Below are 13,032 nucleotides of genomic sequence, written 5' to 3'. Positions count from 1 at the left end.
GTATAAAATTTTGAACAATTAAAAAGGAGTTGTATTCAGACTGAATTTATTAATTCAATCTGATACAGCTCCTTTTTTAATTTATTAACATATCTTTTGATACACTTTTATTTAACTTAATATGCATTACTACCATAACTATTAAAATTAATAGTAAATATACTGGAAATAGCCTTACACTTATATGATTTGCAATAATACCAAATAGAGGTGGCATTAGTAAGTTTCCAACATAAGCACTTGCCATTTGTACACCTATAACTGCTTGTGATTTATCTGCTCCAAAATTCGTTGGTGTAGAATGAATAATGCATGGGTATATTGGAGCACAACCTAAACCAATAGTAACCAAGCCTACTAGAGCAACTTGATGACCAAATGGTAAACACATAAGTATAATACCAATTAAAATAATGACTTGTCCTAAATAAATCATTTGTTTATCATTGAGCTTCATAGTAATAAACCCACTAACAGCTCGTCCTACTGTAATTCCTATAAAGAATAGACTTGCATAACTTGCTGATATTTCTAAATCAAATCCATGTTGTAGTACTAAGTAGCTACTAGCCCATAATCCAGTTGTTTGTTCTAATGCACAATAGCAGAAAAACATAAGCATTACTTGTTTAGCTCCTGGAATATTAACTATTTCTTTTAAAGTAAGTGCTTTATCTTTTTTATTTTCAGATTCTTGAACACCATCTACATCGTCTATAACAGGACGTTTTTTCCAAAGTGGTAAACTTAACATAATTATAATAGTTAATACAACTTGTATTAATGATATATAACGATATCCCATGTTCCAAGTTTGTCCATTAAGTAATGCAAAGCTCATAATATATGGACCTATACTAGCTCCAACACCCCACATACAATGAAGCCAACTCATATGATGACTCTTATAATGTAGAGCTACATAGTTATTTAATGAAGCATCAACACTACCCGCACCAAGACCATAAGGTATTGCCCATAATACTAACATCCAATAAGAGCTACTTATAGAAAATCCCCATAAAGCTACTGCTGTCATCAGAACACTAAATGCTGTAACCTTACCTGTTCCTAATAATTTTGTAAGACGATCACTTTGCAAGCTAGAAAAAATTGTACCAGCTGAAATAATCATAAAAATTGCACCTGCATAAGATACAGGAACATTAAATTCTTGATAAATTGTAGGCCATACAGAACCTAATAATGAATCTGGCAGTCCTAAGCTAATAAAAGCTAAATATATAACTGCTAATAATAAACTAAACATATTGATTTCCTCCTTTATATATTGATATGATTATATCATCAAAAAAATAAAATTAATAAGATAAAATAGTCGTTTTCATATGACAATATCTTCAAAAAGGAGTAGTTATGGCTTTATCAGAATGTATATCAAAAATAGATAAAACTGGTCTTGAATTAATAGAACATGGAATTGCTAGTTTCCCTATAGCATGTTACCATGATGATTTACAAAGAGAATGTGTTGATTGGCATTGGCATGAAGAATTAGAGTTAATTGTTGTTTCAGAAGGGGGAGCTATTATTGCTGTAGATGGTGAAAAGCATATTGTAAATGAAGGAAATGGATTTTTTATTAATACAGGGGTTCTTCATGGTGGATGGATTTATGAAAGTATTAACTGTAGATTTCATTCTATTGTATTTCATCCTCGTTTAGTTGGTGGAAGTTCTAATAGTATATTTTGGACTAAACATTTAAATCCGATTTTGAGTAATATTTCTTTTAAAGGATTGTTTTTAGATTATTCAATACACTGGCAAAAAGATATACTTTGTAGTATTGATGAAGCATGGTATCTTTGTGCTAATGAAGAAGAGGGGTATGAATTTGAAGTTCGTAATGCTTTATCAAAGATCATTTATCTTATGTCTAAACATTTAGAGTGTATAGAATCAAATACATCAACAAAGAAGTTAAGAGATAGTCAGCGTATGAAAAATATGATTAAATATATTGATGAACATTATTCAGATAATATTACTATTGATGAAATTGCTGAAAGTGTATCTTTAAGTGTAAGTGAATGTTTACGTTGTTTTCATAATACAATTGGAACTACACCTATACAATATTTAAAGTCTTTTCGTATTAAAAAGGCTGCTGAATTATTAACAAATACAGATATGAAAATAGTTGATATTGGTATAATGTGTGGTTTTCAGGATATGAGTTATTTTGCAAAAACATTCCGTAATATCTATGGTTGTACACCGTCAAAATACAGGAGGAAATAGCATTAAGTATTTAAATGAAGGTGTATGTTCATTAAAGATTACGTTATTGTAACTTTTTATATAACAAATGTTATAATTATTTATATAAAAGTCAGTTTCAATGATAGAAGTTAATTAAAATTTGGTTAAATTAGAGGAGATTTACATGAGTTTTAATAGAAATATATTAGGAGAGAATTCAAAAGAAGATATTTTAAGATTAGTAAAAAGTAATGAATTTAAGGAAATCTTTAAAAGAAATAATATAGAGAATGTAATTATATTTGGTAGTTTAACAAAAGATGACTTTAATGAAGAATCAGATATTGATATAGCAATTATTGGAGAGAATAAAATATCAGATACAGTGGATTTAAACCTAACTTTAGAGTTAGAGGATTTTCTAGGAAGAAGCATAGATCTTATAGATATAAATGATGAGGAGATAGAAAATATTATAAAAATAGAGGCTTTAAATAGTGATATGGTTATAATTAAGGATAGAATATATGAAGAAACATATAATTATTATGATAACTTATTTAGAGAAAATATTGAGTTTTGGAATAGATTAGATAGGGTGGTTTTAGATAGTTAATAAGGAAAAGTTAAAAAAATTAATTTATGATATAGAAAGTGAAAGTAAGGATATAGAAGATTCATTAAAACTATTAGAAAATTACTTAGAAAACGATATATTAAGAAAGGAAATTTCAAATAGTTTAAAATATAAGTACTTAAGTATGTTTATTTTATATGAGGATTTTATATCAATGCTTTTGAAAGAATATAACATATATAAAATAGGAATTACGGTTGATGCAGCGATAAAACTATTAAAAGAAAAAAATATCTTCTCAGATGAAATAGCTAATTATATAAATTCGGCAAGACTTATAAGAAATAGAATTGGTCATAGATATAAGCAACTTAAAATAGAGACCTTAGTAAACTTTTTAGAAGAAAATATTGAGGTAAGAAATAGTTTGTTTGAATTTGTAAAAAGCTTTTTAAAATAATAGAAATTTCAACGAAAATAAAGTTAGATGAATTTAAAATAATTCAAAAACCCAAGTAGAAAGATTATATTGTTCTACTTGGGTTTTATTAATATAAATTTAAGAAAATATTTCATATAAGATAAGTTTTAGTGGTTTTGATGATTGTAATTTGTAGTGCGAGGATTAATTTAGTATTACAATCAAGAATTTAATTTTTTGTTTTATAAGAAAACTTTAGAAATGCTATTGACTTAGAGTTAACTTCAATACTTATACTTAAAATATAAAATTAAATTAAAAATTTTAATTATATAATGGGGTGTGAATATGAGTAAAAAAGTATTAATTTTATCTTCAAGTCCAAGAAAAGGTGGAAATTCAGATTTGCTTTGTGATGAGTTTATGAGAGGTGCAAAAGAAAGTGGGCATGATGTTGAAAAAATATTTATAGCACAGAAAAAAATAAATTACTGTATGGGTTGTGGAGTCTGTAATTCAACTAGCAAATGTGTTCAACATGATGATATGGCTGAAATACTTGATAAAATGGTTAGTGCTGATGCAATTGTTTTAGCAACACCAATTTATTTTTATTCAATGGATGGGCAATTAAAAACACTTATTGATAGAACTGTACCAAGATATACTGAAATAAGAAATAAGGATTTTTATTATATCATGACTGCAGCTGATACAAATAAAGATATGCTTAAACGTACAGTAGAGGCAATACGTGGATTTACAGAAGATTGCCTTTCAGGTGCAAAGGAAAAAGGGATAATTTATGGAACTGGAGCATGGGGAAAGGGAGAAATTAAAAATACTCCACAATTCTTAGAGGCTTATGAAATGGGAAAAAATATATAGGTTAATATAGTATAAGGAAAACGCTCAAGGTGATAATAATTAATTTACCTTGAGTGTTTTATTTTAGGAAATAGTTGATCCAAATGATAGGTGTGAAAATTAGAGTTTTTTTAGAAAGCCTAAATTAATAATGCTTATTAGGCATTATTTTATATTTATTATAGGTATTAGACATTATTGGAATTGTAAAATAAAATATTAGTATAAGGTAAAAGAAAGTGATTTAAGGAGGAATAATATATGGAATACGTAAAATTAGGTAATACAGGATTAGAAGTATCAAAGATTTGTTTAGGATGCATGAGTTTTGGAGATCCAGAAAAATGGATTCATAGTTGGGTATTAAATGAAGAAGAATCTAGAAAGATAATAAAAAAATCATTAGATATTGGAATAAATTTTTTTGATACAGCAAATGTATATGGTTTAGGAGCTAGTGAAGAAATATTAGGACGTGCATTAAAAGACTATGCAAGTAGAGATGAGATTGTTATTGCAACAAAGGTTAGTGGGTCAATGGGAAAAGGGCCAAACAAATCAGGATTATCTAGAAAAGCTATTATGAATGAAGTTGATGCAAGTTTAAAACGTTTAGGAGTAGAATATATTGATATTTTATACATTCATAGATGGGATTATAATACACCAATTGAAGAAACTATGTGTGCACTTAATGATTTAGTACGTTCAGGAAAAGTTTTATATTTAGGAGCATCATCAATGTATGCATGGCAATTTGCAAAGGCTCAATATATAGCTGAAAAGAATGGATGGACAAAGTTTTCGGTAATGCAAGGTCATTATAATTTATTATATCGTGAAGAGGAAAGAGAAATGAATCAATTATGTAAGGATATGGGGGTAGCTTTAGTTCCATATAGTCCATTAGCAGCAGGACGATTGACTCGTGATTGGAATTCAGATTCAAAGAGATTTAAAGAGGATAAAGTTGCAAAAGTAAAATATGATACTACAGAAGAAAGCGATAAAATAATCGTTGAAAGAGTTTCTGAAATTGCAAAAAAATATAATGTAACAAAGTCGCAAGTATCAATTGCTTGGTTATGGAGCAAAGGAGTTACAGCACCTATTGTAGGAGTTACAAAGGAAAAATACTTATATGATTTTGAACAAGCCTTAAAAGTTAAATTAACTGATGAAGATATAAAATATCTTGAAGAGAAATATATTCCACATAATATTGTTGGACATGAATAAGAAAGGGTTATTTGATGAATAAAAATAATATTAAGCCTTGGCTTGTTTTAGTTGTATGTTGTGGACTTGCTGCATCTTCAATTGGAATATCAATTAATTCATCAGGAGTGTTTTATACTCCTGTATCTGAAGATTTAGGAATTATGAGAGGAACATTTTCCATGCATATGACTATATTTTCTATTGTAATTGCAATGTCAGCACTTATTGTACCTAAAATTATGAATAAATTTTCATATAAATTAATTTTAATACTTAGTGTATTAATTTCAGTTATTTCTACTGGAATGATGGCTTATTCAAGAAATATTTATATATTTTATTTATTAGGTGCTATAAGAGGATTTAGTACAGGTTTATTTTCAATTGTGCCTTTGACAATGATAGTAAATGGGTGGTTTGAAAAGAATCATGGATTGGCTACATCAATAGTTTTTGGCTTTAGTGGACTTGCTGGAGCTATTTGCTCACCTATCTTAGCTAGATGTATTGAAGTGTTAGGATGGGAAACTGCTTATATAGTCAAAGCTGGAATAATTCTTGCATTATGTTTACCAGCAGTTATTTATCCATTTGAAGTTACTGCAAAAGATGAAGGTAAGTTACCTTTTGGTTATAGCACAAATGAAATTATAAATAAAAATATTAATAAAAATCAAAGATTTGATTTTATGACAACCATATTTATAAGCTTTTGTATATTTGCACTTATAAATACAACAATTACAGGAATAACTCAGCATTTACCAGGTTTTGCACAATCAATAGGATATAGTGCATCAGTAGGAGCTAGCTTATTATCAGCAGGGATGCTTGGGAATGTTATTTCAAAGCTAGTAATTGGATTTATGAGTGATAAGATTGGACCAGTTAAAGCAAGTATTACAATGATAGTAATAAATACTTTAGGAGTTATTTTACTTATGAGTGGATTATCATCAATGATAATAGTTGGTGCCTTCCTTTTTGGATCTATATATTCAGTTGGTGCGGTAGGACTACCAGTTTTAACAAAGTATTTCTTTGGAATAGATAATTACTCAAAGGTATTTCCAATTATATCTTTTTTATCAAATTTAGGTGCAGCTTTTGCATTAACATTAGTAGGTTATATATATGATTTTACAAACTCATATAATTTTTCATTTATATTAGCTATAGGAATTAATACAATATGTTTAATTTTAACTTTTGTTATTACTAAAGAAAATAAAATCATAAATAGAGAAAAATTAGTATCTTAAATTGTATATAATTATTTAAGCTCGAGGGAAATAATGTATAATATACAAAAGTAGAGGTGATAACATGGAAATTAGAGTTTTAAAATATTTTTTAGCTGTTGCAAGAGAAGAAAATATTACAAGGGCAGCTGAAAGTTTAAATATAACACAACCTACATTATCAAGACAACTAATGCAACTAGAAGAAGAGCTAAAGGTTCAGCTTTTTATAAGAAGTAAAAGTAAAATAGTTTTAACTGATAAAGGTATGCTTTTAAGAAGAAGGGCAGAGGAAATAGTAGGGTTAGCTGAAAAAACAGAAAATGAATTTTCAAATTATGAGGATATTATTGCAGGAGAAATATTCATTGGTAGTGGAGAAACTAATTCTATGCATAGCCTTGCAAAAGTAATGAAAGACTTTCATGATTTATATCCTCAAGTTCAGTATAACTTATATAGTGCAAATGCTGATGATATTAAAGAGAAAATAGATAAAGGCTTAATTGATATAGGACTTTTAACTGAGCCAGTAGATATTTCAAAATATGATTTTGTACGTCTAAAGGAAAAAGAGGTTTGGGGCGTTTTAATGAGAAAAGATGACGTTTTAGCTAGTAAAGATTATGTTACAGCTGATGATTTAATTGATAAGCCCTTAATTAGTTCAAGACGTGGAATGATTCAAAATGAAATTTTTAATTGGTTTGGTAAGAATTATGATAAGTTAAATATTATTTCAACATATAATCTTGTTTTAAATGCTTCTGTTATGGTAGAAGAAGGGTTAGGATATGCTTTTAGTTTAGAGAATTTAATTAATGTTAATGATGAAACTAATATTTGTTTTAAACCAATTTTTCCAAAGGTTGAAACTGGAACAGTGATTGTATGGAAAAAACATCAAATATTTTCTTCTGCAACAACTAAATTTATAGAAGAAATTAAAAGTGCTTTTAAAGAAAAATAAGTTTTTAAAATTTAATGAAAGTGGGATTAAGAATAATGAGAAACGTAAAAAAGCAAGCAGTAGCTCCAAAGACTATACCAATTTTGAGAGAGGCTTTTGATAAAATAAATGATACTGAAATTCGATGGTTATCAAGTGCAGGAATTATGATAAATTCACATGGAACAGTAATAATGATTGATCCATTATTAGAAGGATTTGATTTACCATTATTAGTAGATATGCCAATTAAGTCTGAAGACGTTCCTAATTTAGATGCTGTTTTAATTACACATTGTGATAATGATCATTTTAGTAGAACTACATGTAAAAATCTTTCTAATGTATGTAATTCATATCATGGACCACATTATGTAGCAGAATTAATGAAGGAAGAAGGATTAAATGGTATTGGTCATGATATATATGAAAGTTTTAAGGTGGGAAATTTAAATGTAAAATTAACACCTGCTGATCATGCATGGCAAAATGAAAGTAGTAAGTATAGTAAAATTAGAAAATTTGAGTTTGAAGACTATTGTGGATTTTGGATTGATACTCCAGAAGGTACTATTTGGTTACCAGGTGATTCAAGACTATTAAAGGAGCAGTTAGAAATGCCATCTCCTGATGTAATATTATTAGATTTTTCTGATAACTCATGGCATATTGGATTAGATGATGCGGTTAAACTTGCTAATACTTATCCTGATGCAGAGTTAATTTTAATTCATTGGGGAACAGTAGATGCTCCAGAAATGAATGCTTTTAATGGAGACCCGGCTGATTTAATAGGAAGAGTAGTAAATCAAGAGCGTATTAATATACTTGCAGCAGGAGAAGTTTTTAAGTTAGATAGCAAAAATGATAAATAATAAAATCCTATAATTAGATATTGACTTAGAGTTAACTTAAAGTTCTATTATAAAGTTATTCCAATAAATGGAGGTGTTTAATTATGAAAATTACAAATAAAACAAATGAGTATCGTGAAAAAATGAGATTAGGTTGTATTTCGGAGTTTGGTGAAACTGATCCAGAATTTGTTGAGATATTTGAAAATTTTGCTTTTGATGAAGTAGTTAATCAAGATGATCTAGATGATAAAACAAGATTTATGGCAATTATAGCAACTCTTATAGGATGTCAAGGAATTGATATATATAAAGATATTCTTCCAGTTGCACTTAACTTTGAAGTAACACCAATTGAAGTTAAGGAAATTGTATATCAAGCAGTTGCTTATCTTGGTATGGCACGTGTATTTCCATTTTTAAAAGCTACAAATGAAATACTTAAATGTAGAGGAATTAAATTGCCACTTGAAGGTCAATCAACTACTAATACAGAAAATAGACGTGAATCTGGAACAAAAGTACAGGTAGATATTTTTGGAGATAACATGAAGGATTTTTGGAAGTCTGGACCAGAGGAAAAACGTCACATTAATTATTGGCTAGCAGCTAACTGCTTTGGAGATTACTACACTCGTAGAGGGCTTGATTATAAGCAAAGAGAAATGATTACATTTTGTTTCTTATCAGCACAAGGTGGGTGTGAACCACAATTGACTTCACATGCTGCTGCAAATATGAAAATTGGAAATGACAAGGAGTTTTTAATTAAGATTATTTCACAATGTTTACCGTACATTGGTTATCCACGCTCATTAAATGCATTAAAATGTGTTGATGCAGCAGCAAAAGAATTTATTAAATAGGTATTAAAGGGAGTTTTAAGATGAGTGATAATAAGAATTTAAGTGTATTTAAAATGGGAGAACCATTACCAGAAATGTTTTCTAAGTATTTTATAGGAAATGCACATTTAAATATGTTAACAACTGAAGGAGTTAGTATTGGTAATGTAACTTTTGAACCAGGATGTCGTAATAATTGGCATATTCATCATAAGGGTGGACAGATTTTACTTGTTACTGGGGGAAGAGGATATTATCAAGTATGGGGAGAAGAAGCTAGAGAATTAAAAGCAGGGGATGTTGTTAATATTCCAACTGAAGTTAAGCATTGGCATGGTGCAGCAGCAGACAGTTGGTTCTGTCATCTAGCTATTGAGATACCAGCAGAAGGTGCAAGTAATGAATGGCTTGAAGCTGTTAGCGATGAAATTTATTGTAAGTTAAAATAATTAAAAGTGTTAAAATAATAAATAATTCGTATTAGTGAAAAACATTCTAGTAGGTAGACATTTCATATCTACTAGAATGTTTTTTTGCTTTAAGTTAATTATATGGAGGGAAAGCTAGAGCTTATACGTAAACAATATACTATTAAATAGGTATTAATTATAAAAACAATAATAAGGAACTGATTTTAATTAAAAATTTATGCATAAGACAATATAAATAATGAAATATGATAGATGTTGCGAAATTTAACAAAATTTTTTTGTTTTAGGTGCAAAATGCAATATTATTGCAACATTGATAGTGTAAAATATAGATACATATATAAATATTTGCCATTTAGGGGGGCTGTACTATGGATAATTGTGTAGGGAAAATTTTAAATGATAAAGAGATAAATATAAATGAGGGGTATATGTTAATTTTATTTGAGACATTAAAGACAGAAGAAAATATAGTAACTGTTCCATTAAAATATTTAATGGATAAATTTCAAACAAAAAGAAAAGTAAAAATCTCAAATATATTAAGAGCATTAGAAGAAAAGTGTTATATAGAAATTATTAAAACTAAAGGAAGGGTTAGCAGTTATAAAATAGTTAAGGATTATATGATAAATGATGAAATTGTTTCTAATGAAATAATTGAAAATAACGATACTATGAATTCTAATAGTAACGATTGTTTGAGTTGTGGAATAACAACTAGGGGTGAAATAGGGAATGGTACCAGGGTATTTGGGAGTATAGGTACTTGTAATAAAATAGATACAGGTAATAAAAATGTCACTAGTAGTAGTTATGTAAGTGATACTAGTACTGGTTATATAAATGATACTAGTACTGGTATCTCTAGAGGTACTGGTAGTGGTGATTATTATGATACTAGTATCCTTAAAACACCAGGTGCTATTTTGAACGAAAGTGTTGAAAATAAAGGGTTTAGCAGAGGTAGATACCAAAGTGATACTAGTTGTTATGATATTAATAATAATATTAATAATAATATAAATAATAAATTATATATATATATTTTAAATACTTGGAATGACAAAGGTATAGCTAATATAGGGAGTTTAGACTCTAAAGTTAAGGGGGCTATGGATAATGCTCTGAAATTTTATTCTGTAGATGAAATTGTTGGTGCTATAAATAATTATGGATTGGTATTTGAAAGTGATTATTTTTATGATTATAGATGGAGTTTGGCGAATTTTTTGAACAAGCCTAATGGCATTGGACGCTTTTTGGATACTGGTGATATGTGGATGAATTATTATAATAATCATTGTTCTTATAGTGAGAAATTGAAGAGAAATGGTATTAATATTGAGGATTATATAGATTAATAAACGTTAGGAAAATTGTTTATATGTTTTTGATAATTATATAAAATTTTATTTAGTTTGAGTCTAGTTATTTTTTTAGTAATAATATAAAATTATGAATAAGAATGTTCTTTTAAGATATGATTTGTAAGGAAAAAGTTATACAAAATTACATTTGAGAAAAAATGTATTTTAAGATGATATAGATATAGCAAGGTTTGATTGTAGAAAATATTAATTAACATAATCTTATATATGTTATTTAAAAAGGAGGCGATATTAATGAAAAAAAGATTCAATACTACTGGTGTATGTATACCAACTATGCATTATATGGTTGATATAACAGATAAACTTGATAAAATTATAGAACTGATAAAAGAAAAAGATTACTTTATTATAAATAGACCAAGACAGTATGGAAAAACTACAACTATGTATATGTTAGAACAGAGACTGAAAAATGATTACTTGGTAGTAAGCATGAGTTTTGAAGGGATAGGGGATGAAGTCTTTCTTAAAGAAAAAACATTTTCTAAGGTATTTATAGAATTAATGGCAGAAAGCTTGGAATTTACAAATGAAGAAGAAAGTAAAAGGTTATTAGGATATGAAAATGATATTGATAATTTAAGAGACTTATCTAAGCTTATAACAAGGTTTGTTAGGGATAGTAAGAAAGATGTTATTTTATTTATTGATGAAGTAGATAAGAACTCTAATAATCAGTTATTTTTGAGCTTTTTAGGAATGCTTAGAAATAAGTATTTGTTAAGGAAACAAGGAAAAGATAAAACTTTTAGTAGTGTAATTTTAGCTGGAGTATATGATATAAGAAATTTAAAACTAAAATTTAGAAATGAAGATGAAAAGAAATATAATAGTCCTTGGAACATAGCGGTTGATTTTGACATAGATATGAAATTTAATGAGAAAGAAATAGAATCTATGTTAAAAGAGTATTCTTCAGAGAAAAATGTAATTATGAATACAAGAAATATAGCACAGTTATTATATAGATATACAAGTGGGTACCCTTTTTTAGTTACTAGAATATGCAAGATAATTGATGAAAAACTTAACAAAGAAAATTTAGAATGGACAGAAGAATATATAATTAAGGCAAATAAAATCTTATTATCAGAGCGTAATACTTTGTTTGAAGATTTAATAAAAAATGTTGAAAATAATGAAGAGTTAAAAGACTATATATTTGATCTAATAATGAATGGAGAAGAAAAGAGTTTTAATCTTGATAATCCTATAATTAATTTAGGAAATGTATTTGGATATTTTATAAATAAGGACGGAAAAGTGAAAATATCAAATAGAATATTTGAACAAAGATTATATAATTATTATTCTTCTAAGTTGGAAAATAAAGTTGATATGAGTTCTTATAATTTTAAGGAAAACTTTATAACTTCTACAGGGTTAGATTTTAAAAAGATTCTTCTAAGATTCCAACAGTTTATTAAGGAACAATATAGTTCTATTGATTCTAAATTTATAGAAAGAGAAGGTAGACTTCTATTCTTAGCATTTATAAAACCAATAATAAATGGAGTTGGTTTTGACTTTAAAGAAGTACAAATTTCAGAAGAAAAGAGATTAGACGTTGTAATTACTTATTTAAAAGAAAAGTATTTAGTAGAGCTTAAGATTTGGAGAGGTGAGGAATATCACAAAAAAGGTCTTAAACAGTTAAGTGATTATTTAGAGATTAATGAATTAGATTGTGGCTATCTTATTATTTATAACTTTAATAAGACGAAAGAATATAAAAGTGAAACAATAATGGTTGATAGTAAAAAGATATTTGCAATTTGGGTGTAAAAATAAGTAGATAATATATATATGGATAAAAAATAAATTTCCACTAGCTAAGTCGGTGGCTTTTTGGGACAGTAGATAGAGTTGCTTTCATAGCAATATACCTACTGTCCCTTAATTTATATTAAATGTCCTTTTAATGTATTTTATATCATCTAAGTATTAGTAAATTAGTAAATATAGCTACTGTATAAACTAATGAATATATATTAAGATAATACAAA

General features: G+C 27.5%; 13 protein-coding genes. 12 read left to right on the top strand and 1 reads right to left on the bottom strand.

Going from position 1 to position 13,032, the window contains the following annotated elements; translation table 11 throughout:
- Positions 1–76: 76 nt before the first annotated feature.
- Complete coding sequence (locus tag ABUA17_RS01010) at positions 77–1,270, bottom strand: MFS transporter (protein ID WP_195951357.1); 1,194 nt, start codon at positions 1,268–1,270, stop codon at positions 77–79.
- A 107-nt stretch (positions 1,271–1,377) separates the two neighbouring features.
- On the opposite strand from ABUA17_RS01010, the gene ABUA17_RS01005 reads away from it, so the two are divergent.
- From ABUA17_RS01005 to ABUA17_RS00950, 12 genes are all read left to right on the top strand, one after another.
- The gene (locus ABUA17_RS01005; RefSeq protein WP_154820660.1) at positions 1,378–2,265 is read left to right on the top strand and encodes an AraC family transcriptional regulator; all 888 of its coding nucleotides are present in this window, start codon (positions 1,378–1,380) and stop codon (positions 2,263–2,265) included.
- 145 nt (positions 2,266–2,410) lie between these two features.
- Positions 2,411–2,842, top strand: a complete 432-nt coding sequence (locus tag ABUA17_RS01000; protein WP_195951356.1) for a nucleotidyltransferase family protein — start codon at positions 2,411–2,413, stop codon at positions 2,840–2,842.
- A 145-nt stretch (positions 2,843–2,987) separates the two neighbouring features.
- Complete coding sequence (locus ABUA17_RS00995) at positions 2,988–3,263, top strand: HepT-like ribonuclease domain-containing protein (protein WP_341478586.1); 276 nt, start codon at positions 2,988–2,990, stop codon at positions 3,261–3,263.
- Positions 3,264–3,572: 309 nt separating this feature from the next.
- The gene (locus ABUA17_RS00990) at positions 3,573–4,112 is read left to right on the top strand and encodes a flavodoxin family protein (RefSeq protein ID WP_042398172.1); all 540 of its coding nucleotides are present in this window, start codon (positions 3,573–3,575) and stop codon (positions 4,110–4,112) included.
- A gap of 240 nt (positions 4,113–4,352) precedes the next feature.
- On the top strand, positions 4,353–5,330 hold the full coding sequence (locus ABUA17_RS00985) for an aldo/keto reductase (RefSeq protein ID WP_042398175.1): 978 nt from the start codon (positions 4,353–4,355) through the stop codon (positions 5,328–5,330).
- A gap of 14 nt (positions 5,331–5,344) precedes the next feature.
- Complete coding sequence (locus tag ABUA17_RS00980) at positions 5,345–6,574, top strand: MFS transporter (protein WP_195951355.1); 1,230 nt, start codon at positions 5,345–5,347, stop codon at positions 6,572–6,574.
- Between the two features lie 64 nt (positions 6,575–6,638).
- Positions 6,639–7,523 carry a LysR family transcriptional regulator gene (locus tag ABUA17_RS00975; protein ID WP_055275859.1) on the top strand — a complete coding sequence of 295 codons (885 nt, stop codon included), beginning with the start codon at positions 6,639–6,641 and terminating at the stop codon, positions 7,521–7,523.
- 35 nt (positions 7,524–7,558) lie between these two features.
- Complete coding sequence (locus tag ABUA17_RS00970) at positions 7,559–8,377, top strand: MBL fold metallo-hydrolase (protein ID WP_154820663.1); 819 nt, start codon at positions 7,559–7,561, stop codon at positions 8,375–8,377.
- A gap of 83 nt (positions 8,378–8,460) precedes the next feature.
- Entirely contained in the window at positions 8,461–9,222 is a 762-nt protein-coding gene (locus tag ABUA17_RS00965; protein WP_195951354.1) for a carboxymuconolactone decarboxylase family protein, read from the top strand.
- Between the two features lie 20 nt (positions 9,223–9,242).
- A complete protein-coding gene (locus tag ABUA17_RS00960) occupies positions 9,243–9,650 on the top strand; it encodes a cupin domain-containing protein (RefSeq protein ID WP_195951353.1) in 408 nt (135 codons plus the stop codon).
- 353 nt (positions 9,651–10,003) lie between these two features.
- A complete protein-coding gene (locus tag ABUA17_RS00955; protein WP_042398197.1) occupies positions 10,004–10,996 on the top strand; it encodes a hypothetical protein in 993 nt (330 codons plus the stop codon).
- Between the two features lie 261 nt (positions 10,997–11,257).
- Positions 11,258–12,811, top strand: a complete 1,554-nt coding sequence (locus ABUA17_RS00950; RefSeq protein ID WP_195951352.1) for a GxxExxY protein — start codon at positions 11,258–11,260, stop codon at positions 12,809–12,811.
- Positions 12,812–13,032: the final 221 nt, after the last annotated feature.

The sequence above is a fragment of the Clostridium sp. RTP31139st1_H3_RTP31139_211217 genome, assembly GCF_040227035.1.
In the GTDB taxonomy this organism is placed as follows: Bacteria; Bacillota; Clostridia; order Clostridiales; family Clostridiaceae; genus Clostridium; species Clostridium saudiense.
This window is presented reverse-complemented; position numbering and strand designations above follow the sequence as displayed.

Coding starts and splice junctions, on each gene's coding strand:
- ABUA17_RS01010 (WP_195951357.1), bottom strand. CDS start 1,270: ATGTTTAGTTTATTATTAGCAGTTATATATTTAGCTTTTATTAGCTTA.
- ABUA17_RS01005 (WP_154820660.1), top strand. CDS start 1,378: ATGGCTTTATCAGAATGTATATCAAAAATAGATAAAACTGGTCTTGAA.
- ABUA17_RS01000 (WP_195951356.1), top strand. CDS start 2,411: ATGAGTTTTAATAGAAATATATTAGGAGAGAATTCAAAAGAAGATATT.
- ABUA17_RS00995 (WP_341478586.1), top strand. CDS start 2,988: ATGTTTATTTTATATGAGGATTTTATATCAATGCTTTTGAAAGAATAT.
- ABUA17_RS00990 (WP_042398172.1), top strand. CDS start 3,573: ATGAGTAAAAAAGTATTAATTTTATCTTCAAGTCCAAGAAAAGGTGGA.
- ABUA17_RS00985 (WP_042398175.1), top strand. CDS start 4,353: ATGGAATACGTAAAATTAGGTAATACAGGATTAGAAGTATCAAAGATT.
- ABUA17_RS00980 (WP_195951355.1), top strand. CDS start 5,345: ATGAATAAAAATAATATTAAGCCTTGGCTTGTTTTAGTTGTATGTTGT.
- ABUA17_RS00975 (WP_055275859.1), top strand. CDS start 6,639: ATGGAAATTAGAGTTTTAAAATATTTTTTAGCTGTTGCAAGAGAAGAA.
- ABUA17_RS00970 (WP_154820663.1), top strand. CDS start 7,559: ATGAGAAACGTAAAAAAGCAAGCAGTAGCTCCAAAGACTATACCAATT.
- ABUA17_RS00965 (WP_195951354.1), top strand. CDS start 8,461: ATGAAAATTACAAATAAAACAAATGAGTATCGTGAAAAAATGAGATTA.
- ABUA17_RS00960 (WP_195951353.1), top strand. CDS start 9,243: ATGAGTGATAATAAGAATTTAAGTGTATTTAAAATGGGAGAACCATTA.
- ABUA17_RS00955 (WP_042398197.1), top strand. CDS start 10,004: ATGGATAATTGTGTAGGGAAAATTTTAAATGATAAAGAGATAAATATA.
- ABUA17_RS00950 (WP_195951352.1), top strand. CDS start 11,258: ATGAAAAAAAGATTCAATACTACTGGTGTATGTATACCAACTATGCAT.